Source organism: Streptomyces canus (assembly GCF_030816965.1).
GTDB lineage: Bacteria > Actinomycetota > Actinomycetes > Streptomycetales > Streptomycetaceae > Streptomyces > Streptomyces canus_E.
The window spans coordinates 10,489,425-10,509,594 of record NZ_JAUSYQ010000002.1; the positions used below are offsets into that span (position 1 = coordinate 10,489,425).

Annotated in this window: 21 protein-coding genes and 7 pseudogenes; 18 read left to right on the plus strand and 10 right to left on the minus strand. The window is 67.6% G+C overall.

Going from position 1 to position 20,170, the window contains the following annotated elements; genetic code table 11:
• Nucleotides 1–89: 89 nt before the first annotated feature.
• The 4 genes from QF027_RS49255 to QF027_RS49270 all read left to right on the plus strand — a co-directional run bounded on the left by QF027_RS49255 (nucleotide 90) and on the right by QF027_RS49270 (nucleotide 2,137).
• Complete coding sequence (locus tag QF027_RS49255; RefSeq protein ID WP_307082200.1) at nucleotides 90–500, plus strand: hypothetical protein; 411 nt, start codon at nucleotides 90–92, stop codon at nucleotides 498–500.
• On the plus strand, nucleotides 497–1,276 hold the full coding sequence (locus QF027_RS49260) for a helix-turn-helix domain-containing protein (RefSeq protein ID WP_307082202.1): 780 nt from the start codon (nucleotides 497–499) through the stop codon (nucleotides 1,274–1,276). Before QF027_RS49255 ends, QF027_RS49260 begins: the two co-directional genes overlap by 4 nt.
• A gap of 63 nt (nucleotides 1,277–1,339) precedes the next feature.
• A complete protein-coding gene (locus QF027_RS49265) occupies nucleotides 1,340–1,540 on the plus strand; it encodes a hypothetical protein (protein WP_306972283.1) in 201 nt (66 codons plus the stop codon).
• A 291-nt stretch (nucleotides 1,541–1,831) separates the two neighbouring features.
• A complete protein-coding gene (locus tag QF027_RS49270) occupies nucleotides 1,832–2,137 on the plus strand; it encodes a hypothetical protein (protein WP_307082204.1) in 306 nt (101 codons plus the stop codon).
• A 23-nt stretch (nucleotides 2,138–2,160) separates the two neighbouring features.
• Here the strand turns inward: QF027_RS49270 and QF027_RS49275 are convergent, their stop codons facing one another.
• Entirely contained in the window at nucleotides 2,161–2,280 is a 120-nt protein-coding gene (locus QF027_RS49275; protein ID WP_373430907.1) for a ComEA family DNA-binding protein, read from the minus strand.
• Between the two features lie 50 nt (nucleotides 2,281–2,330).
• On the opposite strand from QF027_RS49275, the gene QF027_RS49280 reads away from it, so the two are divergent.
• Entirely contained in the window at nucleotides 2,331–2,660 is a 330-nt protein-coding gene (locus tag QF027_RS49280; RefSeq protein ID WP_307082206.1) for a hypothetical protein, read from the plus strand.
• A gap of 318 nt (nucleotides 2,661–2,978) precedes the next feature.
• On the opposite strand, the gene QF027_RS49285 is transcribed toward QF027_RS49280, so the two are convergent.
• Both QF027_RS49285 and QF027_RS49290 read right to left on the minus strand, forming a co-directional pair.
• Complete coding sequence (locus tag QF027_RS49285) at nucleotides 2,979–3,236, minus strand: hypothetical protein (RefSeq protein WP_306972280.1); 258 nt, start codon at nucleotides 3,234–3,236, stop codon at nucleotides 2,979–2,981.
• A 32-nt stretch (nucleotides 3,237–3,268) separates the two neighbouring features.
• Nucleotides 3,269–3,457 carry a hypothetical protein gene (locus QF027_RS49290; RefSeq protein ID WP_306972279.1) on the minus strand — a complete coding sequence of 63 codons (189 nt, stop codon included), beginning with the start codon at nucleotides 3,455–3,457 and terminating at the stop codon, nucleotides 3,269–3,271.
• A gap of 139 nt (nucleotides 3,458–3,596) precedes the next feature.
• Between QF027_RS49290 and QF027_RS49295 the strand changes: the two are divergent.
• Nucleotides 3,597–4,378, plus strand: a pseudogene (locus QF027_RS49295) (IS5 family transposase).
• On the opposite strand, the gene QF027_RS49300 reads toward QF027_RS49295, so the two are convergent.
• The 4 genes and pseudogenes from QF027_RS49300 to QF027_RS49315 form a co-directional block, all read right to left on the minus strand.
• A complete protein-coding gene (locus QF027_RS49300; RefSeq protein ID WP_307082208.1) occupies nucleotides 4,375–4,719 on the minus strand; it encodes a DUF2750 domain-containing protein in 345 nt (114 codons plus the stop codon). The pseudogene QF027_RS49295 and the gene QF027_RS49300 overlap by 4 nt on opposite strands.
• Nucleotides 4,720–4,764: 45 nt before the next feature.
• Nucleotides 4,765–5,097 (minus strand): transposase, encoded by a 333-nt coding sequence (locus QF027_RS49305; RefSeq protein ID WP_306972277.1) that lies wholly within the window; start codon nucleotides 5,095–5,097, stop codon nucleotides 4,765–4,767.
• A 27-nt stretch (nucleotides 5,098–5,124) separates the two neighbouring features.
• Nucleotides 5,125–5,392, minus strand: a pseudogene (locus tag QF027_RS49310) (ATP-binding protein); the annotation flags it as partial.
• A 153-nt stretch (nucleotides 5,393–5,545) separates the two neighbouring features.
• On the minus strand, nucleotides 5,546–6,460 hold the full coding sequence (locus QF027_RS49315) for a LysR family transcriptional regulator (protein WP_307082209.1): 915 nt from the start codon (nucleotides 6,458–6,460) through the stop codon (nucleotides 5,546–5,548).
• Nucleotides 6,461–6,530: 70 nt separating this feature from the next.
• Here QF027_RS49315 and QF027_RS49320 point away from each other — a divergent pair, with 70 nt between their 5' ends.
• The 6 genes and pseudogenes from QF027_RS49320 (at nucleotide 6,531) to QF027_RS49340 (ending at nucleotide 9,240) form a co-directional block, all read left to right on the plus strand.
• Nucleotides 6,531–6,686: a hypothetical protein gene (locus tag QF027_RS49320; protein ID WP_306972275.1), complete on the plus strand. Its 156-nt coding sequence runs from the start codon at nucleotides 6,531–6,533 to the stop codon at nucleotides 6,684–6,686.
• 25 nt (nucleotides 6,687–6,711) lie between these two features.
• Nucleotides 6,712–7,545: pseudogene (locus tag QF027_RS49325) on the plus strand (DMT family transporter); the annotation flags it as partial.
• A 110-nt stretch (nucleotides 7,546–7,655) separates the two neighbouring features.
• Nucleotides 7,656–7,772 (plus strand): annotated as a pseudogene (locus tag QF027_RS49965) (IS701 family transposase); the annotation flags it as partial.
• 2 nt (nucleotides 7,773–7,774) lie between these two features.
• Nucleotides 7,775–8,212, plus strand: a complete 438-nt coding sequence (locus QF027_RS49330; RefSeq protein ID WP_373432487.1) for a Phenylacetic acid catabolic protein — start codon at nucleotides 7,775–7,777, stop codon at nucleotides 8,210–8,212.
• Nucleotides 8,113–8,616 (plus strand): annotated as a pseudogene (locus QF027_RS49335) (2Fe-2S iron-sulfur cluster-binding protein); the annotation flags it as partial. The gene QF027_RS49330 and the pseudogene QF027_RS49335, both read left to right, overlap by 100 nt.
• 255 nt (nucleotides 8,617–8,871) lie before the next feature.
• On the plus strand, nucleotides 8,872–9,240 hold the full coding sequence (locus tag QF027_RS49340; protein ID WP_307082211.1) for a hypothetical protein: 369 nt from the start codon (nucleotides 8,872–8,874) through the stop codon (nucleotides 9,238–9,240).
• Nucleotides 9,241–9,925: 685 nt separating this feature from the next.
• On the opposite strand, the gene QF027_RS49345 is transcribed toward QF027_RS49340, so the two are convergent.
• Nucleotides 9,926–11,500, minus strand: coding sequence for an ABC transporter substrate-binding protein (locus tag QF027_RS49345; RefSeq protein ID WP_307082213.1), 1,575 nt, complete (start codon nucleotides 11,498–11,500; stop codon nucleotides 9,926–9,928).
• 440 nt (nucleotides 11,501–11,940) lie between these two features.
• On the opposite strand from QF027_RS49345, the pseudogene QF027_RS49350 reads away from it, so the two are divergent.
• The 6 genes and pseudogenes from QF027_RS49350 to QF027_RS49375 all read left to right on the plus strand — a co-directional run.
• Nucleotides 11,941–12,411, plus strand: a pseudogene (locus QF027_RS49350) (transposase); the annotation flags it as partial.
• A 921-nt stretch (nucleotides 12,412–13,332) separates the two neighbouring features.
• Complete coding sequence (locus QF027_RS49355) at nucleotides 13,333–13,932, plus strand: transposase (protein ID WP_307082215.1); 600 nt, start codon at nucleotides 13,333–13,335, stop codon at nucleotides 13,930–13,932.
• A gap of 44 nt (nucleotides 13,933–13,976) precedes the next feature.
• On the plus strand, nucleotides 13,977–14,168 hold the full coding sequence (locus QF027_RS49360) for a hypothetical protein (protein ID WP_307082217.1): 192 nt from the start codon (nucleotides 13,977–13,979) through the stop codon (nucleotides 14,166–14,168).
• Between the two features lie 12 nt (nucleotides 14,169–14,180).
• Nucleotides 14,181–14,486 (plus strand): hypothetical protein, encoded by a 306-nt coding sequence (locus tag QF027_RS49365; protein WP_307082219.1) that lies wholly within the window; start codon nucleotides 14,181–14,183, stop codon nucleotides 14,484–14,486.
• Nucleotides 14,487–15,168: 682 nt separating this feature from the next.
• On the plus strand, nucleotides 15,169–15,645 hold the full coding sequence (locus tag QF027_RS49370; protein WP_307072087.1) for a hypothetical protein: 477 nt from the start codon (nucleotides 15,169–15,171) through the stop codon (nucleotides 15,643–15,645).
• A gap of 85 nt (nucleotides 15,646–15,730) precedes the next feature.
• Entirely contained in the window at nucleotides 15,731–16,522 is a 792-nt protein-coding gene (locus QF027_RS49375) for an IS5 family transposase (RefSeq protein ID WP_307072091.1), read from the plus strand.
• 226 nt (nucleotides 16,523–16,748) lie between these two features.
• On the opposite strand, the pseudogene QF027_RS49380 reads toward QF027_RS49375, so the two are convergent.
• Together QF027_RS49380 and QF027_RS49385 are read right to left on the minus strand one after the other, a co-directional pair.
• Nucleotides 16,749–16,964 (minus strand): annotated as a pseudogene (locus QF027_RS49380) (transposase); the annotation flags it as partial.
• A 241-nt stretch (nucleotides 16,965–17,205) separates the two neighbouring features.
• Nucleotides 17,206–19,608 (minus strand): DEAD/DEAH box helicase, encoded by a 2,403-nt coding sequence (locus tag QF027_RS49385; protein WP_307072092.1) that lies wholly within the window; start codon nucleotides 19,606–19,608, stop codon nucleotides 17,206–17,208.
• Nucleotides 19,609–20,170: the final 562 nt, after the last annotated feature.

Consider the following 20,170-nt stretch of genomic DNA (forward strand, 5'->3'; position numbering starts at 1 on the left):
CGGACGACCAGACGTGGGTGAGGACAGCACGGGCTGAGTGGCGAGCGAGAACAGGATCCGCACCCACGAGGGGGAGCGGGTACCAAGTCATGATCGGCAACGCCGTCACCAGCCAGGCTGCCGATCTGGATGACCAGCGCCTGGCGATGGCGTGGATCTACGGTGATGTCGTTCACCACGACACGGAACGGCTCAAGGAAACTGACCCATTTGGCCTGACCGAACGATTTCGCGCCGCAGCGCCTCTGGTCGCCTGGGTCATGGTCAGAGCGATCGAACTGCTCAACTACGTTCGAGCCCTTCAGGAATGCGGAGCCCTTGAGCTCCAGCCTGAGGTGTTCGATCAAGAAGTGGTGCTGCAGGCGACCTCGTGGGAGCACACCGGGCGGGTGTACAGCGCGCCCGTTGGCACGCCTGCTCCCGTCGATGCCCTCACACCCATTGGAGAGGGATGGACCCCGCTGTCAGGTAACGCTGTGCTGCGGCAAGCAGAGGAGTGACGGACGCCGGACTGGACGGCAAACAGCTCGCCCAGGCGTGCGGGTGGCATCCGTCCAAGGTGTCGCGGATATCGACCGCGAAGACCTCGCCGTCCGCCGACGACATCCGGGTGTGGTGCCAGGCATGCGGCGCGGACGACCAGACAGATGACCTCATCGCCTCTCTGCGGGCCGTGGAGGGCATGTGGGTGGAGTGGCGCAAGATGGAGCGCGCCGGGCTCCGGCAGGCGCAGGAAGCCCGCTTGCCGCTGTATGAGTGGACACGCTGGTTCCGGTCCCTCTCGCCGGGGCTCATCCCCGGACTGATCCAGACGTACGGCTACACGGAGGACGTGTTGCGGGCCGTCCAGCGGCGGCGCGTCGAAATCGACGACGTGGCCGATGCCGTGCCGGCGCGGATGGAGCGCCAGCGCGTGCTGTACGAGGGGTACCGCCGTTTCGCGTTCCTGGTCGAGCAGTCGACCCTGTCCAACGCGCCCGGTGAGCCGGACACGCAGCAGGAGCAGCTTGAGCATCTGCTGACGGTCGCCGCACTGCCCAACGTCAGCCTGGGCGTGGTCCGCACACGGATGGGCCGGACACGGATGCCGGTAGAGGGCTTCTGGATCTACGACCAGGCACAGGTCAACGTCGAGCTGGTTTCCGGCTACCTCACGATCACACAGCCCCGGGAGGTGGCCATGTACGCCGACACGTTCGCCGAGCTGGCCGACAACGCGGTCTACGGTGCTAAGGCCCGCGCCCTGATCAGGGCGGCCATGGACTCGCTCCGGTGATTGCCTTGCAATCGCGTGCAATTCCGTAGCCCACGGACTGCCGCCGCTCGCAGCCTGGGTCTCATGCGACAGCAGACGACGATGAGCGGACCGGTGAATCTGCAACTTCCTCCGGAGCCCCCACAGCCGAGGCCGAACTGTGACGTGTGCGCCGCGCTGGCCAAGCAGGGGCAGGAAGCACGGGACAGAGGCGACCTGTCGGCCGCGACCGACGCCGATGTGGAGATCCGCAACCACCCGCACCGCACGAGGGGGCGACGGTGACCCGGTCGGTCCTGAGATATGTGCAGCACCGCATCATGCAGCATCCGGACACGGACATCACCCTTGAGGCCGAGTGGTTGAAGTGCGAGTGGACGGCGACGCCCTCGACGGACGGCGCGGCCGTGGACGTCGAGTGCATGGGCTATAGGGCCGGACGGGACACCAGGGCTTCCGGCGCATCTGCACGTCGTTCGCCTTGGTCGAGCGTGTCGAGTAGCCCGGCCGCTTTGCGCGGTGTCAGTGTTTGCCCGGGGGGGCGTCACACCACACACCCAAACGAACGAGGTGCCCATGCCCTTCTCGTCCCAAGCCGGTCGCACGGCCGCAGCAACGCTACTGGCCTCCGGTGCCTTGCTGGCCTCCGGTGCGTTGCTGGCCATTCCATCCACCGCCGGAGCCGAGAATCTGGGCTTCCGCAGCGTCCAGTCGGCTGGCTTCCCTGGCGACGGCAACGACAACAGGAACCACAACAGCAACGACAATGCGGCAACGGCAACGGCAAAGTGCGAGCCGTATATCGGGGTCGGGGACGGTGGTAATGGAGATCCGACGCCGACGCCGACGCCGACGCCGACGGTGACGGTGCGTCAGTGCTAGACGAGGGCAACAGAGAGGCCCCGTCACGCGCGAGGTGAGCCCGTCAACGTTGACTCGCCGATGCCGTTGACCTCGTGCAGTTCATCCACCGAGCGGAAGCCGCCGTGCTGGGTCCGGTAGTCGACGATGTGCTGGGCCAGCACGGGGCCGACGCCGTGCGATGCCGCAGGCCCGGGACAGCGATGGGCCCCGGGTGCACACAGCGCCCGGGGCCGCCCGACAGCGCCACGATGCCGACCAGTTGAGCCCGAGGGCGGCCAGCGCCCACGCCGTACGCGTCGGGCTGCGCGCGGCCGGCCCTGAGGTCTCCCACGGGCGGCTCGCTCCGGTCGCAGCGCGGTGCGCCGCGATCCTGGCCTCCCCGACCCGTGCCGCGTCGCAGGACGGACGCGGACTGCGGCTTGCTCTGGACGACGTCCTGGACCTGGTCGTGCGCGCGACCGGCGACTGGCTCCAGATCGTGGGCACCGGATCGCAGGGCGACACCGTGACCAGCCCGCCTCCCCGCCGCTTCACCTCATAAGGCCCGGTGTTGCGCTAGGTGTTGCGGTAGAGGTTGCGCCAAGTGTTGCGGTAGGTGTTGCGCCGGCCTCCACAGCGCCCCGAGGTCCGTCCAGGTCAACACTGGCGTACGGTGTGGTCGGACCGCTGACATCCCCGTTGCGACCCCCTTCGCCCCTGCCCTGCTTGGAGTTGAGGATGAGGGAGGGGCGGGATGGGCGGCGCGGGCGCTGCCGGGGATCGGGGTGCGCTTGCCGGTCTTGCGCGGCGGCGCCGCCGCCGCGCCGGGGCGCTGACGGACGGCGGCGTGATCGAGGATGCGGTGCAGCTACGGCTTGGGTCAGTCGTCCGTGGGCGGCCCTATGTGGAGCGACCAGTGCCCGGTGAATTCGTCCAGGTCGATCCGCAGCGGCTCCAGCGCATTGGCCTCCTGGACGTCGGCCCGGATGATGCGGCCGGTCCCCAGATGCAGCGACACCCGCAGCTGGCGGCCTATCCGGTTGGGCACTTCCATCCCCATGAGGGGGAGAGACAGCATGGAGCCGGGCTTCAGCACGAAGGGCAGCTCAACGCTCGCGCCGTCGTTCCCGAACTGCACCGGCGCTTGGAAGGTGACAGCGGGGTTGAAGATCAGCTCAGTGCGCCGGGGCCGCTTCCATCCCGCTGCAGGGCCCGCAGCCGCCACAGGGCCCGCTTGATGCGGTGGCCCGGGATGTCGCGCCAGATCGAGTAGCCGACGATCGTCACGTCCAGGCGGCCCACATTCGACACGTCGGTCCGCACCCACCAGTGGCCGTTGTGCTTCAGCCGGGTGGACAAGACCTCGACGCGGCCACCAGTAAGAACCTCCTAACGAAATGATCTTTGAGATGGTTGGATCACTCCAGGACCGATGATCCGGGGGTGCGGGGTGGCGCGGCCGAAGCCATAGGAAGTCGATGACGAGCCGTGGGCGGTGATGGAGCCGCTGCTTCCCAAGGTTGAGCGTCGGATCCGGCATCCGGGACGCAAGCGGCATCCGGACCGGCTGGTGTTCCAGGGCATCCTGTTCGTCCTGCACACCGGGATCGCCTGGGAACACCTGCCGCAGGAACTCGGATTCGGCTCCGGCAGGACCTGCTGGCGTCGCCTGGCCGAGTGGACCGACGTCGGCGTGTGGCCCCGGCTGCACGAGGTCCTCCTGGCCAAGCTTCGCAGCGCGAACGCCCTGGACTTCTCCACGGCGGCGGTCGACGGCTCCCACATCCGCGCGTTAAAGGGGGAGCCAAGACCGGACGAAGCCCTGTCGACCGGGGCAGGACGGGCAGCAAACACCACCTGATCACCGACGCCACCGGCATCCCGCTCGCCGCCACTCTCACCGGCGGCAACCGCAACGACGTCACCCAGCTGATCCCGCTCCTCCAGGCCGTGCCGCCGGTGCGGGGCGAGCGCGGCCGACCTCGGCGCCGACCGGACGTGGTGTTGGGCGACCGCGGCTATGACCACGACAAGTACCGCCGCCTGGTCTGTGACCTCGGCGTGAAACCGCTGATCGCCCGTCGCGGCACCGAGCACGGCTCCGGGCTCGGCACCCAACGCTGGGTCGTGGAGCGCGCGTTCGCTCATCTGCACTGGTTCCGCCGCCTGCGGATCCGCTGGGAGATACGCGACGACATCCACGAAGCCTTCCTCACCCTCGGATGCGCGCTCATCTGTTGGCGGCGATTGCGCTCCGTGTTGAGCGGCGCCGTGGGCTAGTCACCCGCCGCCAGTCGCTTGAGAACTTCCATCGGAGTGAAGCTCCAGCCGACGAGGCGCGGTCCGCTCCAGTTGATGCCGATCATGTATCCCTCTCGGGCGGCTTCAGGCAGATAGCGATCGCGCCAGGCATCCAGGGGTATGGATTCAACACGTCGCCCATGCCCCCAGATCTTCGCCGCTCTCTGGGCCTGGGCTGAGGTCGACCAGTAGGGAAGACTTCGCGTGCCGTCCGCGCAGAGGGGAGCCGGGCTTCCCTCGTCATCCCTAACAAACCAGACCACTCCGCTCTGACGGGCATCTCGGAAGAATGCTGCCGCTTGCGAACCGCTCTGACTCATGCCACTGAGCCTAACGTTGCCCGTCGCTCGTTTCGTTAGGGGTTCTTACTGATCCTTTCGTGAGTTCGGTGGGTGTGGTGGGCGGATGGTCAGACCGGTATGTGCGAGGAATGACCATGGCAGTCGGGGGTTGGCGTTGATGCGGTGGATGCCTTGCTCGGTGGCGTCGGCGACATCGGCGAGCTGGTCGCCGGCGAGGTTGGCGAGTTCACGCTTCTTGAGCGAGGACCACAGCAGTTCCACCGGGTTCAGCTCGGGAGCGTGGGCGGGTAATCGTTCCAGGGTGAGCCAGTCCTGTTCGGCGACCCAGGCCCGCATCGCCCGGCTCCAGTGGGCGGACAGGCCGTCCCTGTCCGCGTACTCGTCTGAGTGCACCACCGAGTACGAAGTTGTGTGCACCACCGCTCAAGCCACGTCCGTGTCCCGCTCGATGACCTGGAGACGGTTCTTGAGCCGGCAGCTGTTGCCGTTGATGGAGACGACCTCGCAGTGGTGCAGGAGGCGGTCGAGAATCGAGGTGGCCAAGACCTCGTCGCCGAAAGACCTGGCCCCTCAGGATGATCGAGCTCTTCTCGTAACGCTTGGAGATGCCCTGGAAGACCAGGTTCGCCTCGGCCCGCTCCAGCGGTTGGTAGCCCACCTCGTCGAACACGAGAACAGCGGGGCGAAGGTAGCCGGTTGGCGGCATTGTCGCGGGCGCCTACAGCGTCGACGACCTGGCCGGGCAATCGTGGCGGCAGGCGAGCACGGGCGAGCCCGAGGCTGATCTGCGGTATATCCGCCAGTACTTCTTCACCATCGACCAGGTTTGCGAACGCCGAGCGGTTCACATGGGTGGCGTCGTCGGTGGACGCTTCTTCGCGAGTCGGGTGGAGACGGCAAGAGTCGCGGCGATCACGGGGTGTGACTCAGTGCCTGAGCGCACCAGGGCTTCTATGGTGCGGCCGGGGTCTGGCAGCGGCAGGATCGCGGTGCCGGCGGGCGGGGCGTCACAGAGCAGGCCGGGGAGAATGGTCACGGCCAGCCCGGTCGCGACGAGGGACAGTGCCGAGCGAAGATCGTCGCAGTTGTGCTCGATGCGGGCGGTGAACCCGGCATTGCGGCAGGCATGCAGCAGAATTTCGCGGCAGCTGCTGGGCTCCGGGGCGGAGATCCAGGCACGGTCGCGCAGGACGCCGAGTCCTTCGCGGCCGACTGCCTCCCGCAGGTGTTCAGGAACGGCGAGCCTGAGCGGGTCGTGAAAGAGTTCGACGGCAGTGGTTCCGCTCGGGGGCTTGGTGCCAAGCAGGTGATAGCGGTACGACACCGTCAGGTCCAGGCTGTGCTGCTTCAGCATGAGGACGGCGTCCTCCGGCTCGGCTTGAATGATCTTGGGCCGTAGCCCGGGGTGGAGCGCGGCCAGCGCCGCGACGAGCGGGGCGGCCACGGAGGTCAGGGCGCTGGGAGCGCAGCCGATGCTCAGCTCGCCGCTGAGGTCGTCGTCCAGGGCGCGTACGGCGCCTTCGGCCCGTTCCAGTGCGGCGAGCACATGCTCGCACTCCGCGGCGAGGGCGCTGCCGGCGGCCGTGAGCTGCACACCTCTGCCCTCGCGGTACACCAGTGCGGCGTCGGCCTCGGCTTCCAGCGCCCGGAGTTGCTGTGAGATGGCCGACGACGTGACCCCGTGAAGACCCGCGACGATGCTGACTTTCCCGTATTCGGCCAGGTCACGCAGGATAACCAACCGCTTCACATCAATCATGAGTACATCTTAAGTACATGCGTAGAAGATGTAGCTTGACTTCACTGTTTCGTTGATTCATCTTTGCCCCATGAAAGCCTTGAAGATCGCGGCGACCGACACCCGGCGTGCGGTGCAGGCGACCCCGCTCAGCAGCGGGCCGCACATCGCAGCCGCCTCCCGCACCAACCGGCTGTTCGACCAGGGCCAGCGACCGACCATCGCGGCGACCTCTGGGAGGGCTTGATCTCATGCGTGCCGTGTACCTCAAGATGACCGTGGCGACGGTGCTGCTTGGCTCCTATCTCGTCGCTGGCAAACTGATCCTGCGCGAGGTGCCTGTCTTCACCGCCACCTTCGTCAGGCTGGTCAGCGCCTGTCTCGTCCTGGCGGTCTATGTGGCGGTGAAGTCCCCGGACCGGGTGCGTCCCGGACGCCGGGACAGCTCGGTGCTCTTCGCACAGGCCGTTCTCGGCGTCTTCCTCTTCAGCGTGTTCGCCATGTACGGGGTGAAGTTCACCGGGGGCATCGAAGCCGGCGTCGTTCTGGGCATGGTGCCGATCTCCATCAGCGTGGTCGCCCTGGTGTTTCTCGGAGAAAGGATCTCCTCACGCAGGGCGGGAGGCATTGCCCTCGCGGTGCTGGGTGCCTTGAGTATCAACGTGATGAGCGCCCGGTCTTCAGGCGGTTCGGCAGGTTCCCATCTCGCGCTCGGCGCCGTGCTGCTGGTCTGCGCGGTCCTGTGCGAGGCCGTCTTCATGACCTTCGGCAAACTCCTGACCAGGCCCATTCCCCCGGCCACACTGTCACTCATCCTGTCGGCCGCCGGTGCTCTCATGTTCGCAGTTCCGGCCGCCATCGAGTTCGACTGGGCCATGCTCACCAACATCTCCTGGCAGACCTGGGCGCTGATGGTGTACACCGGGGTGGCCGTCAACGGTGTGGCCGCCGTTCTCATGTACGACAGCATGGACACCGTCGACACCACGATCGCGGCCGCCTTCACAGCACTCACACCGGTAAGCGGCGCAGTCCTGTCCGTGGTGTTCCTCGGCGAGAGCCTCCATCCCTATCACCTGGCAGGGATGGCCCTCGTGTTCATCGGTGTCTTCGTCGTCGCCAAGGAACCGGACGGCCCGGGCGGCGGCGAACAGAGCGTGCCCGGCGTGGGGGATAGCCACCAGGGGCCGGCCGCAGGACGCGAACAACCGGTGCCCGCTGGGACGCTGATGCCGTTCGAGACGACCTGCGCGAGTACGCCGGGCAACAGCTCGGCCCGGACGGCGTGCTGATCATCGATGACACCGGGTTCATCAAGAAGGGCACCATGTCGACATGGTCGTCGAGTGTGGTCACCACCAACTCCTGCGACCCGACCCGTACCACCGCCATTACGCCGCCGAGTGGACCGTGCGGCTCGGTGACGGCACCACGGAGTCCCGCCGACGCGTGAAGGCAGCCCTGGACTCGGTCACGCCCTGGCCGCGGGAACTGCTGGCCGACCGCACCGCGGCTCCCCTTGGCGCTGCTCCGGCCGCCGTCGCCCACCGGACCTGGTCGGAACCCGCCGAAGTGCTCCGGTCGGCCGGACTGAACCGTACCCAGGCCGGCCTACACGACTCGACCCTCGTCACCGCCATAGCCGACTCCGGCCGGGATGGAGCCCACACCGGTATCCCGCCCGTTTCCACCTCGCCCACGTCCTCTCCCGTGAACCGCGCGAGGCGGACATGCTCTCGGGACGCCTGGACACCGGGCGGCTCCTCGCGCTGATCGACGGTCTCATCGACGCGCGGGACGCCGACCACGGGTGGCTGCGCGGTCCGCACGGCGTGGTCCGCGACGCCCGTGCCGTCCTCTCCGGACTGGGTGTCCCGGCCGACCGCGTCCACCAGAAACTGTTCCACGCCGACGAGGAACCCCCCGCACGGACCACGGCCGATCATGACGGCGCCACGGACGACCGGCCGACGAGCGAAGTTACCGTCGTCCTGGACGGGAGGGCCACCACGTTCTCCGCCCCGCGTCACGGCACCGTCCTCGACGGCGCCCAGCAGGTTCGCCCCGACCTGCCCTTCGCATGCAAGGGCGGAGTCTGCGGCACCTGCCGTGCCCTCGTCACCCAAGGCCGGGCCGACATGCGCCGCAACTACGCACTCGAACCCGCCGAGGTCGACGAGCTCCGCACCAACATGGAAGCCACCTTGTGCGGCGTCAAGACGCTCGCCGGACGGCCGGCTGGACATCTGCGGCCCACGCTCACAGCCAAAGCTCCACGATCGTCACACGAGCGCCGACCAAGCGAGAGGCTGGGCCGCGCAGATTGGTGAGGCGGCGGCGGCCCGGCTGGGCACGGCATTGAAGCTACGGCCTGTTTCATAAGCGGCAGCCTGCTGATGTCCGCAGTGTGATCGGCCAGTACAGTCGCCCTCATGGCAACACCGGTGCTGCGGGCCATTGAGTGGGGTGGGACGTCCTGGGACGACCCTTCTGACGATCAGCTGCACGATCTACTGGCCGATATGAGCTTGACCTGGCGTTTTGTCGTGGTTCAGCGACTCGACCTCGAACCGGCAGGTCAGTACTACATGCAGGTCTATCTCAACGATGACCTCAGCTACCAGGTTGAATACCGCGATGGTGGCCCAGACAGGCACTTCCACGTTCGGGTGCCGCGCACGCACGAGGCGTTCGCCGTGGAGCCTGTTGCTGAAATGCTTCAGGGCTGGGCCCGCGGTCGGCCGGGCTGGCGTGGGGCTCTTCCCTGGGCTCCGTGGCCCCCTGTGGGACCAGTGCGGTGAACCTCGTGCGGCGCGATGTCTGCGCCGCAACCGTCACAGCCACTCGTTGATGACGGCGATAGTGACGGTGGCTTCGTAGCGGACGGCGAGCTTGATGCTCGTATCTCGTGGCCACCGCCCGCTGACACTTGAGGCAGTTGATCCCGCACTCGACCGCGTGGCGCTCGCGGTAGTCGGCCCTGTCGAACTTCGGCGGACGGCCGCGCGGGCGCCCCGCCTCTTGCGGTTGCGGACCTGGTCGGACTTCTCCGGAATCATGCAGCGGATCCTGCGTTTGCGCAGGTAGTCCCGGTTGGATCGGCCAGCTCGGACAACGCGTCCGAAAGAGCGGTCAGGCAGGAGCAGAACTCACCCCGGAAACATGACAGTTGCGCCAACGCCTCCGAAGGCGTCGTGATGCAGCAGACTCATCCTCACGGCCTTCGTGCTGGACGTGTGTGTTCCTTGGTCAGAGCACATGTTCAGACGAAGGCCGCTTCCGGCGTACGCCGGTTACCGAACCGAGTGATCAAGTTCGACGCACCATTCGATGCCGGATGTCAAGGACCAAGCTGGTGGTCCCACGTCGACTCGGACAGCAAGAACCGCAGTCGCTGCACCGAAGAACCCACGCCGCCAACCGTCATCAAGGTTTGACGAACCACATCGGGAATCACCGACAAGCAGCGCCGGACGGACGGCCGGTTCACCAACTGGCCTTGCGGTGCAGCTTCCACATCATCATGATCGTCGAGGGGTCGAGCGCCTGTTCTCCGCCGGAGATGTCGTCGCTGGCCGCGATGTACTGGCGTCCTTGCCAGAGCGGGATCAGGCGGGCGTCGTTGACGAGGATCTGCTGGGCCTTCTCGAAGTCCTCGACGACCTCGCCGCGATCGTTCTCGGCGCGCGCCTCGGGCAGCAGCTTGCCGGTGATCACGGGTGACGGGTAAGGCGTACCGAGGGTGTTGTGGTCGCCGACGAAGGGGGCGATGAAGTTGTCGGCGTCGGGGAAGTCGGGGAACCAGCCGCGCCCGAACACCGGGTACTCGCCCCTCTGGTAACCGACCACGTACGTCTTCCACGGCCTGCTCTTGAGGGTGATGGTGAACAGGCCCGAGCCGTCCAGTTGCCGCTTGAGCTCCCGGAACTCCTTCACAGTCTCCGAGCCGTAGCGGTCAGTCGTGTACCAGAAAGTGAGCGGGACCCGCTGGGTGATGCCGGCGTCAGCAAGGATCTGGCGGGCTTTGGAGGTACTGGGGTCGCCGTATACGTCGAAGTAGCTGGCGGTGTGGCCGGTCAGCCCGGCCGGAACCATGGAGTAGAGCGCGTCGACGGTGCCCTGGTAGACGTTGAAGGCGATGGCGGGACGGTCTACGACCTGGGCAACGGCCCTGCGCACGGCCGGAATCCCGGCCCATGGGTCCTTGGGATTGAACACCAGATAGTTGATGTCGGCACCGACACCGTCAATCAGCTGCAGGTCGGTGGAGTTCCACGACTGCAGGGCAACGATGTCGGACGCGGCAAGACCGCGGTAGGTGACATCGATCGCCCCGGACCGCAGGGCTTCGACCATCGTGGCTGAATCATCGAAGTAGCGGATGGTCACTGCGTCGTTCTGCCGGTCGGCGAAGCCCTGGTAGTTGTCGTTGCGGACGAGTTCGGCCTGTTTGCCCTCCTCGTAGGACTTGAGGGTGTACGGCCCGGAGCCGTGCACCGACTCGTCCCTGCGAAGCGACCTGGCGGGGTAGTCGTCGGGGTCAACGATCGACATGGCCGGGGTGGCGAGCACGAAGGGGAAGGTGGCGTCGGCCTTGTTGAGGCGGAAGACCACCTCGCGGTCGCCGAGCACCTGCACCCGGTCGAGGCTGCCGAGCAGTCCGGCCGGGCCGCCGGGCGCGTTGATGGTCCGGATCCGGTCGATGGAGTACTTGACGGCCCGTGCGTCGAGTGTGTCGCCGCCGGTGAACTTCAGGCCGGGGCGCAGTTCGCAGCGGTAGGTGCGCTTGCCGGAGTCCGTGAAGGCGCAGGTCTTGGCGGCATCGGGTTGGGGGGTGGTGGCACCGTTCGGGTAGGCGAGGAGCGTCTGGTAGACGTTCCGGAACAGCTCCCAGGAGCCGTCCCAGGACTCGGCGGGATCGAGGGTGCTGGGGGCGCTGGTCGTCCCGACGACGATCGGCCCGCCGCCCCCCGCGCTGCTGGAGAAGACGCCGCATCCTGCGACCAGGGATATGGATACGACAGCGGCCACTCTTCGCAGGACTCGGTTCTGGTTGAACACGCGCACACTCCTCGATCCGCCGTCCGTAGTTCGGCGGAAACGTACTGAGTGCTGCCCCGACCCGAACCACCCCGAAAGCGCGTTGTTGCCGGAATGTGCTGTGCCGATGCTGTCATCCCGGTGTGTCCGCTGCCACGCGGCCGACGAAGCGCCTTCTCGATCGCCCCTGTGACGTTTCCGTGATCGCCGACAGACACAGTCCCAGTGACACGGCCCGCCACCGCATAGCCTGCGGTCGGGGCATCAACCGGTGTCGGCGCGCGTCTGACGCACGGCCTGGCGGTGACGCACGTATGACGGACGAGGCTCTCGGAGGGGCCTGCATGTCGCTCTCGAAACCGCCGCGACCTGTATGCCAGAAGGGGCTCCTGATCTGCTATGCACCGGGTCGCATGCCGCCGCAGGTCTCGTCACCGGCGGGTTCGCTGTCACAGACGCCGGTGGTGTCCCAGGCCGCGGTCATCGCGACCGGGATGTCCGCGACCGGGCACCACGAGATCCTCGGCGTGAGGGTCGGCGACAGCGAGTCGAAGCCGTTCTGGACGAAGTTCCTGCGCTCGCTGCGGCCCGTGGCCTGGAGAATGTCCAGCTGGTCATCTCCGACAGCCACAGCGTCTGGTGGCCGCGATCCGCACCGTCTTCCTCGGCGCGGCCTGGCAAAGGTGCCGGGTTCACTTCGTCCGGGACGTGTTTTCGGAGAGCGGGGCTCAGGAGAGATGGTCGCCGCCACTATCCGCACGATCTTCGCGCAGACCACCCGCGAGCAGGTGCGCACCCAGCTGGACGTGGTCGCCGACATGCTCGGACGGCAATTCCCGCAGGTCAAGGCGATGCTGCTGGATGCGGCAACAGACATCACCGCGTTCGCCGACTTCCCGCCGGCGCACTGGAAGAAGATCTGGTCGACGGACGTAATCGTCAAGGAGGGCGGGTCGCGGGCCAGCGCCGGGGATGGCGGGCAGGCGGGGCCTGCCGATCGGGCGCGTGGGCTGCCACTGGGCCGCCAGCAGAGCGTAGGCGTGTTCGGCCTGTTCAGCGATCTCGCGTTCGTGGCGGCCCAGTTGCTTGTTGTTGTAGTCGTAGCCCGCCCCGCGGCGGGCGATCCGGCGTTCGGCGTCGGCGGTCAGCTTGAGCTTGCGGCGTTTGAAGGCAACCAGGCTCGGGCGGGCGAAAGCGTAGTCCTGCTCCTTGGTGATCAGGTGCCAGGCGATGACGGCGATCTTCCGGGCGACCGCGATGATCGCGATCTGCATCCCGCGCCGGCCGCGATCCGCTGGTGGAGGGCCCGCAGCGGGCACCTCGTCCCGGGATGCCGGACGATCGCCGAGTACACCAGTTGGCCGTCGACCTCGAAGCGCAGCGCCTTCCGCTCCCGGGGCCGGATTTCCCGTTCAGCACAGAGGCCGTGGCCGGGTGGTCGCAGGTGATGACCCCCTCTGTCCGTGTACTCGTCTGAGTGGCCCTGGCAAGATTTCCGTGAAGTGGGGTGTGCCCCGTGCGCCGGTGACACCCCGTCACAGGACTCGGCATTGTCGAGGAGTGTGATGACCTCGTACGGATCGTGTCTCCGCTCCTCGATGCGGTGCGGGTAGAACGCATGTGGGCGGCGGGCGGCGTGGAGCGAGCGGCGCCTGGACCCGGGAGTTGACGGTGGCGTGTCCGGACTGCGGCCGCGGACACGCGACGGGCAGCGAGGAGGTCGTGGTGGACAGGACCGCCGCCGCACGCTGGCAGATGTTGCGGTCGGCGGCCGCCCGGTCGTGATCGGGCTGTCGGTACGGCGGCTGTTCTGCGCCGGGCCGGGTTGTGGTCGGCGAACGTTCGTTGACCAGGTGGAGGGGCTGACGGTGCGCTATCAGCGCCGAAGTCTGCTGCTGCAGCACCTGGTGCAGATGGCCGGGGTGGTGCTCGCCGCCCGCGGCGGCGCCCGGCTTCTGCAGATTCTGAAGGTGCCGTTGTCGCGGACGAGTGTGCTGTTCCACTTGATGCGCTCGCCCCTTCCCGCGGCAGCGACTCCGCGAGTGTTGGGCGTGGACGACTTCGCGCTGTACGCGGACGTCTACGGAACTTTGCTGGTGGATGCCAAGTCTCGGCTGCCGATCAAGCTGTGGGCAGGGCGCGACGCCGAGGAGCTGGCCGCCTGGCTGCGGACGCATCCCGGTGCTGAGGTCGTCTGCCGGGACGGGGCGCTGGTCTACCGGCAGGGCATCACCGACGGCGCCCCCAACGCGGTGCAGGTCAGCGACCGCTTCCATCTGTGGCAGGGCTTGTCGAAGCGGATCGGGGACACTGCCGCAGCACACCGCAGTTGCCTGCCCTCAGCAGTCCTGAAGCGGCATCGCCGCCACCGAGCCAAGTGGCACCGTCCGATCAGGCCGAAACCCGGGCCCGCCGCCACGCGAAGAACCTCTTCGATGCGGTGCACGCGGTGACCGGCGCCGGCATCTCACTCCGCGCCGCAGCCCACCAGCTGGGATTGAACAGGCGCACAGTGGGCAAATACGCGCGGGCCGCCACCTGGCAGGAGTGCGTACGCCGTACCCCCTCCCGCCGACCCACCAGCATCGATCCGTACCTGGAGTATCTGCGGCAGCGGTGGGAGGAAGGCGAGCACACCGCGCCGGTGCTGCACCAGGAGATCATCGCCAAGGGCTACCGGGGCCACTAGCAGCGCGCAAAGATGGCCATCGCGCCGCTTCGCCAGGGCCTGCCGATCGACACACGCCGCGAACGACCGCCGTCGCCCCGGCAGGGCGCCCGCTGGATCACCACCGCGCCATCCCGGCGCGGCATGCACGTCACCGAGGCACTCAGGCGGCTGCTCGAGCACTGCCCGGAACTGGACCAAGCCCACGAACTGGTACGTCAGTTCGCCGCCATGCTCGATTCCCGCGACGCCACCTTGCTGGCGCACTGGCCTCCCCTTCGGAGATCACGAGCGGGTCGTGATCTCCGTAGCGGGCCGGGGCCGGTCTACGCTCGCTGATGGACCGTCATCTGGCAGGGGCGTCTCCCGGGACGCGCCGTACCAAGTGCGGCGCTGTCAGCGCAGTGCGGGATCTGCGCGGCAGGCCGATGTCGCAGCGCGGTGGCCCGTGTCGGGACACGGAAAGTGCTCCGCCCTGGTCGGAGCGCTGGAGGGGCGAGCTGGCGGACTGTGTCTGCCAGCTTGAGCGGGTCAGGTGGCCGGGCGGGCCTGGGTGGCGCTGTGCTGCGCGGGTGCGGTGGTCTTTTGCCAGGTGCGGCAGATGGTGATGACGGCGTCGCAGCCGGCGGTGAGTGTGGTCAGGGCGAGGGCCTTGTGGGTGTCGCTGTGGTGCAGGACGTGGGTGAAGTGCAGGGTGCCGGTGGTGGCGATGGCCGGGAGGGCGAGGCTGCCTGTGGGCCGTGACCTGGAGGTACATTGCTGTGACCGGTACCACCCCCGCCCTTCCCGCCCTGGCCGACCTGGGGCAGTTGCGCAACCAGGCCAAGGACCTGCGCCTGGCCGTCCAGGGCAGTAAGCCCGGTGCCGCCGAGCGCGCGGCCAAGACCGGCCCGGTCGACCCGGTCGATTTCTCCATACGCGACGCGCAGCATGTCATCGCCCGCGAACACGGCTTCGCCCGCTGGCAGGACGTGGTCTTTGCGTTCGGTAACCGCCAACCGCGCGCACGTGATCTGCACCCATGGGTTCGCCGTCGAGCTCAACCACGCGCTCGGGGGCCTGCTCTTCGACCTCACCCCCGGACACCTCGCGCGCCGAGCAGGACCGGGCCCTCTACCAGGCCTACGCGGCGTGTTACCACTGGCTGGAGGCGGGCACCCCGGCCCACCACGGCCGCGGCGAATACACCATTGCCCAGACTGCCCTGGCCATGGGCCGCCCTCAGGTTGCCGCCCACCACGCCCCGCGCTACGCGGAGTTGATCGCCGAGCACCCGGATGACTTCACCGACTGGGACCGGGCCTTCGCCACCGAGGTCCGGGCCCGGACGGCCGCCGCCACCGGCACCCCGGACGCGAGGGAACTCAAAGCCCGCGCCCAGCGCCTCGCCGACCGCCTCGCCGACCCCGACGCGCGCGAAGTCGTGCAGGACCGCCTGGACCGCGGACCTTGGTTCACACGGGAAGGGCAGCCCGACGCCACGGGCCCAACGGAATGAGCATCCCTCAGTCTGCCCTCTCCTCGCCGATACGAGAGTGCAAGCGGGTACGGGTACGGGGGCGGGCACGCGCAAGCCGTGGGAGATCGAGGACGGGTTGTGGGAGCGGATCGAGCCGTTACTGCCGGTGGTGGCGCGGCGCTGCCGTCACCCCGGACGCATGCGGCTTGAGCAGCGCAAAGTCATGTGCAGGATCCTGTTCGTGCTGTACACCGGGATCCGGTGGGAGGTCCTGCCGCAGGAGCTGGGCTTCGGCTCCGGGATGACCTGCTGGCGGCGGCTGCGCGACTGGAATGAGACGGGAGTGTGGCAGCAGTTGCACGAGCTTCTGCTCGCCGAACTGCGCGCCGGCGACATCCTCGACCTGTCCCGCGTCTCCGTCGACGGCTCCCACCTGCGGGCCCTGAAGGGCGGGGACGCCACCGGGCGTTCACCGGTAGACCGGGGCAAGACCGGCAGCAAGCACCACGTCATCGTCGACGCCCACGGCATCCCGCTGGCCGCCACCGTGACCGGCGGCAACCGCAACGACGTCACCCAGCTCCTGCCCCTGATCCACGCCGTGCCACCGATCCGCGGCAAGCGCGGGCGACCCCGCCGGCGCCCCGATGTGCTCTACGCGGACCGCGGCCACGACCACGACATCTACCGCCGCCAGGTCCGCGAGCTGGGCATCCGCCCGCGCATCGCCCGCCGCGGCACCGGGCACGGCAGCGGACTGGGCAAGAGCCGATGGGTCGTGGAAGCAGCCCTCGCCCTCCTGCACTGGTTCCGCCGACTGCGCCTCCGTTGGCAGATCCGCACCGACATCCACCAAGCCTTCCTCACCCTCGGCTGCGCGATCATCTGCCGGCGACGCCTGAAGACCTCATTTTGATCTGAGTCCTTGAGCACGCAGACAAAGGAACGCCGGAAGAGCGCGAACAGCTCGTGACCGTGCTGTCAGCCTCGAAGGTGCACTCATGCGGGGACTCACCATAGGCAAGTACTCCGCCCAGCCCACAGCCGTCCCGGACCTTCCTGCGGCCTGCAAACACCGCTAGAGCGTGTCTCTTTGATGGGTCGGTCAGTTGATCGGATGTGTCTGTCCGATTAGTGAGCACTACGGTCCAGCCGATGTCGTCGACGGCAACCGCTGCGGCGAGGACGGCGGCGAAGATCTTCTCCCATGTGCCGTCGACGGCCCACCTGATCAGCCGCTTATGGGCCGTCTGGAACGAGCCGAGCTCCTCGGGGGTGTCCCGCCAGGGCGAGTTGGCGCGGTACTTCCACGCGATGGCCTCGAGCGTGCCGCGGTGATCGGCCCAGCGCCGTCCCCTGGCAATGTGAACCTGGCCAAGCTCACCAGCAACACCGACGTTCCGCCGCGAGCCACCGAGCTTTCCGTCCGGATGCTCCGCCACGGCTTCGCTCTCTACGAGAAGGCCGCGGTCGCCACATAGCCCGAGCGGGGAGCGACCCGGGATCCCAGTGCCTACACGCACTCCAGTGCAATGCCGCTGGCCCGGGCCAACGAAAGACCCCGGGTCGTACAAAGCGTCCGGGAGCGGCCCAACAGCGTCAGGATTCCGCCCAGTTGAGGCCGAGGTCGGCGAGTGCGGTGAGTTTGTCGGTGGTCAGCTTGGCGCGGCGGCCCTTCTGGTTCATGATCCACACTCCGAGTCGGACTTCGGTTCCGTCTTCCAGTCGCTCTACGTGCCCCCGTGGGACGGTCACGGAGCCCTCCCGGGCCTTGTACCGTGCCAGGGCCGCTACACCCCGCTCGAAGGCCCCCACGGGCGTCGTGGACGGCTTCGCGGGTGCCTCCGGCTCCGGGGCCGGGGCGAGCGGTGTGATGCCGAGTTGTTCCATGCGCTCGCGCTGCCCGTCCGTCAGGCCCTCCCAGACCTTCGGCGTCCGCTGCCGGGCCAACCACTTCCCGATGTCCATGCCGTGGACGGTGACGCCGGGCAGGACTTCCACCGCGCCGGCTTGGCCTTCTTCGTCGCGTACGAGTTCGCGCAGTGCGGCGTAGTGGCGTTGCCATTCGGCCGGCCACTCCGGGTTCCAGTCCTCGTCGACGGCTTCCAGGGCTGTCTTCCATTCGGGATGGCCCTCCAGCGTGCCGGGTCGCCGCACATTCGCGAGCCACATCCCCAACGGCTTGCCCAGCATCGTCGCCGACCTCGGTGCGCAGAGGGTCCAGTGCTGGTCGTAGTACGCCTTGGCGGCCTCCAGGTTCTCCTGGAACCGCTCATCCGCGACGGACCAGACCATGCCGAGCTGTTCCAGCCGCTGGGCGCGCCGGCCGGTCATCTCCCCGGCCCCGTACGCGCGTCGCTGTTCTGCGACCCATTGCCCCAGTGGTGTCGCGCCCTCGCGGTGTCCGTAGGGCACCCTCGCGTTCCCGACCCGCTCGACGTACGTCTTCAGCTTCGCCCAGCCGCGGGCCCAGTCCTGACGCTCGGTGTCGATCACGTTGAAGGAGACCCAGTCCGCGACCATCACCGGATCCCGGGGGGCCGCGAAACGCAGCAGCAGGCGAGACTCGTCCTCGCCCTCTTCTGGGGCGACACCGATGTTCACGGACGGCTGCGCCACGTCCTTCTGCGGCTCCTGCGGAATCGCGAGCAGTTCCACGGCCTCTTCATCGTGGGCCCGCAGGCCCTCCAGGACTTTCACCAGGGGCCGGTAGGAACCGGAGGTGAACATGTCCTCAGGCTGCTCTCCCGGCTGGAGGAACACCGGCACGATCAGGGAGGCGAGCTTGCCCTGCCCGGGCTTCTGCCGCAAAGCGCGCCCGATGGCCTGGACGATGTCGTGCGGCGCCCCCTTGGGGTCCAGCAGGGCAACTGAATCCACGGCTCTGATGTCGACGCCCTCACCCAGGACCCGGCAGTTCGAGAGCACGGCCCGCTGCGCCGTGGACCCGAACGAACCCAGAACCTCCCGCCGACGCTCGGGGACATGCTCCCCGCACAGCCAGTCCGCCCAGATCCGAGCCGGGAACGTCTCGGGCTGATCGGTATGCAGCTTCGCCGCAACCCGCTCCAGACCCTCCGCGTACGCCTGAGCCTCGATCGTCCGGTGATGGAAGGTGATGCACGTCGACAGGTCATGCTGCGCCATCGTGTGCAGCAACGCGGCCTGCAAGGCTCCAAGGCGCTGCCCGCGTACCTCTTCCGTGTGCCGCTCCTCGCCCATCAGCTTCTCCGGCGTGACGACCGGGTCCTTCAGCTCCAGCACGATGATCTGGTACCGCGCCAGCAAGCCCCGGGAGACGGCCGACGCGAGCGAGAGCTTGTACAGGACCGGCCCGAAGACCTTCTCGTCATCCATGGAAGCCGCCATCTGACGCGGCAGCGGATCCCGCACCCCCTCAGCAACCTCCCGGCCCAGCCGCTCCTCCCAGATCCGCGGCGTCGCCGTCAGATACAACCGCCGCAACGCCGGGATCACACTCTGATCGTGGATGTCCGCCCACGCCTTACCCATCGACCCCGACGTCCGGTGCGCCTCATCCACCACCGCCAGATCCACCGGATCAAGCTTCTGCCCGTAGACACCCTCGAACGCCTCCGCCAGAACACCCAAAGACGCATAGGTGGCGTAGATGGTGACCGGCCCCTGCCCGTGCCACAGCGCCAACTGGACCGGGTTCGTCGTGGAACGCACCTTCAACGACCACAGCTCCGGGTCGTCCTGGAGCGAACACACCGCAACCGCCGGCCCCCTGTGCCCAACCTCGTGCCACGCCCTCACCGTCTGCGCCAGCAGATCCAGCGTCGGCACCAGCACGAGCACACGCCCCCTGGGCACAAGCCGCCTCGCCGACACCGCAGCCATAATCGTCTTCCCCGTCCCACACGCCGCGTGCACCTGCCCACGAAGACCATTCCAGGGAATACCACCCGGCGGAACATCAAGACCCCGCACAATGGCGGAAACGGCCTCGATCTGGTGATCACGCAGCTTCACGGCCATGCCCCGTGTTCTCCTTTTTCTCGGAATGCGGCACGTAATAACAAATAGAATCCAGGCGCAAGGTGCGCGGCGGTAGGGGTGTAGCATCTGATCCCAGACTCTACACAGCCACAAGTCATGATGCATCACCCATACGCCAACTTCACACCCGAGGATGGCACAGTGACTCAATCTCACCCACGAACGGTCGACTGTCCTATATACAGACAGGGTTTTGATGAACAGTGGGGACAGGTAGACGGTGGGGGAGAGGTTCAGGGTGGAGCGCAGCGGAACCCCGTCACTACAACAAGGCGCCGGCACTCCGTCAGGCCGACAGTGCGTCACATCCCTTGCAGAGGTAGTGGCTGGGAATCCCAAACCCTACACAGTCCCGCGCGCGATGCACCCCCTCTTGCCGCCAGCCCCAGGAATCCCGCTTGCGGGATTCCCTCAATTCGCGCTTACGCGAATTGAAACGCACTCAGAATTCCGCTTGCGGAATTCGATTCCCGCGCTTGCGCGGGAATCTGGCGGAGCGTCAGCGGAGCCGCTCCCTATGCAGCGCGCCAGCGCTGCATAT

Bases quoted from the DNA above. Each gene is read 5' to 3' on its own strand.
- QF027_RS49255 (WP_307082200.1), top strand. From the start codon at position 90: ATGATCGGCAACGCCGTCACCAGCCAGGCTGCCGATCTGGATGACCAG.
- QF027_RS49340 (WP_307082211.1), top strand. From the start codon at position 8,872: ATGGCAACACCGGTGCTGCGGGCCATTGAGTGGGGTGGGACGTCCTGG.
- QF027_RS49300 (WP_307082208.1), bottom strand. From the start codon at position 4,719: ATGAGTCAGAGCGGTTCGCAAGCGGCAGCATTCTTCCGAGATGCCCGT.
- QF027_RS49315 (WP_307082209.1), bottom strand. From the start codon at position 6,460: ATGATTGATGTGAAGCGGTTGGTTATCCTGCGTGACCTGGCCGAATAC.
- QF027_RS49320 (WP_306972275.1), top strand. From the start codon at position 6,531: ATGAAAGCCTTGAAGATCGCGGCGACCGACACCCGGCGTGCGGTGCAG.
- QF027_RS49265 (WP_306972283.1), top strand. From the start codon at position 1,340: ATGCGACAGCAGACGACGATGAGCGGACCGGTGAATCTGCAACTTCCT.
- QF027_RS49330 (WP_373432487.1), top strand. From the start codon at position 7,775: ATGGTCGTCGAGTGTGGTCACCACCAACTCCTGCGACCCGACCCGTAC.
- QF027_RS49370 (WP_307072087.1), top strand. From the start codon at position 15,169: ATGGGTTCGCCGTCGAGCTCAACCACGCGCTCGGGGGCCTGCTCTTCG.
- QF027_RS49365 (WP_307082219.1), top strand. From the start codon at position 14,181: ATGGCCATCGCGCCGCTTCGCCAGGGCCTGCCGATCGACACACGCCGC.
- QF027_RS49270 (WP_307082204.1), top strand. From the start codon at position 1,832: ATGCCCTTCTCGTCCCAAGCCGGTCGCACGGCCGCAGCAACGCTACTG.
- QF027_RS49385 (WP_307072092.1), bottom strand. From the start codon at position 19,608: ATGGCCGTGAAGCTGCGTGATCACCAGATCGAGGCCGTTTCCGCCATT.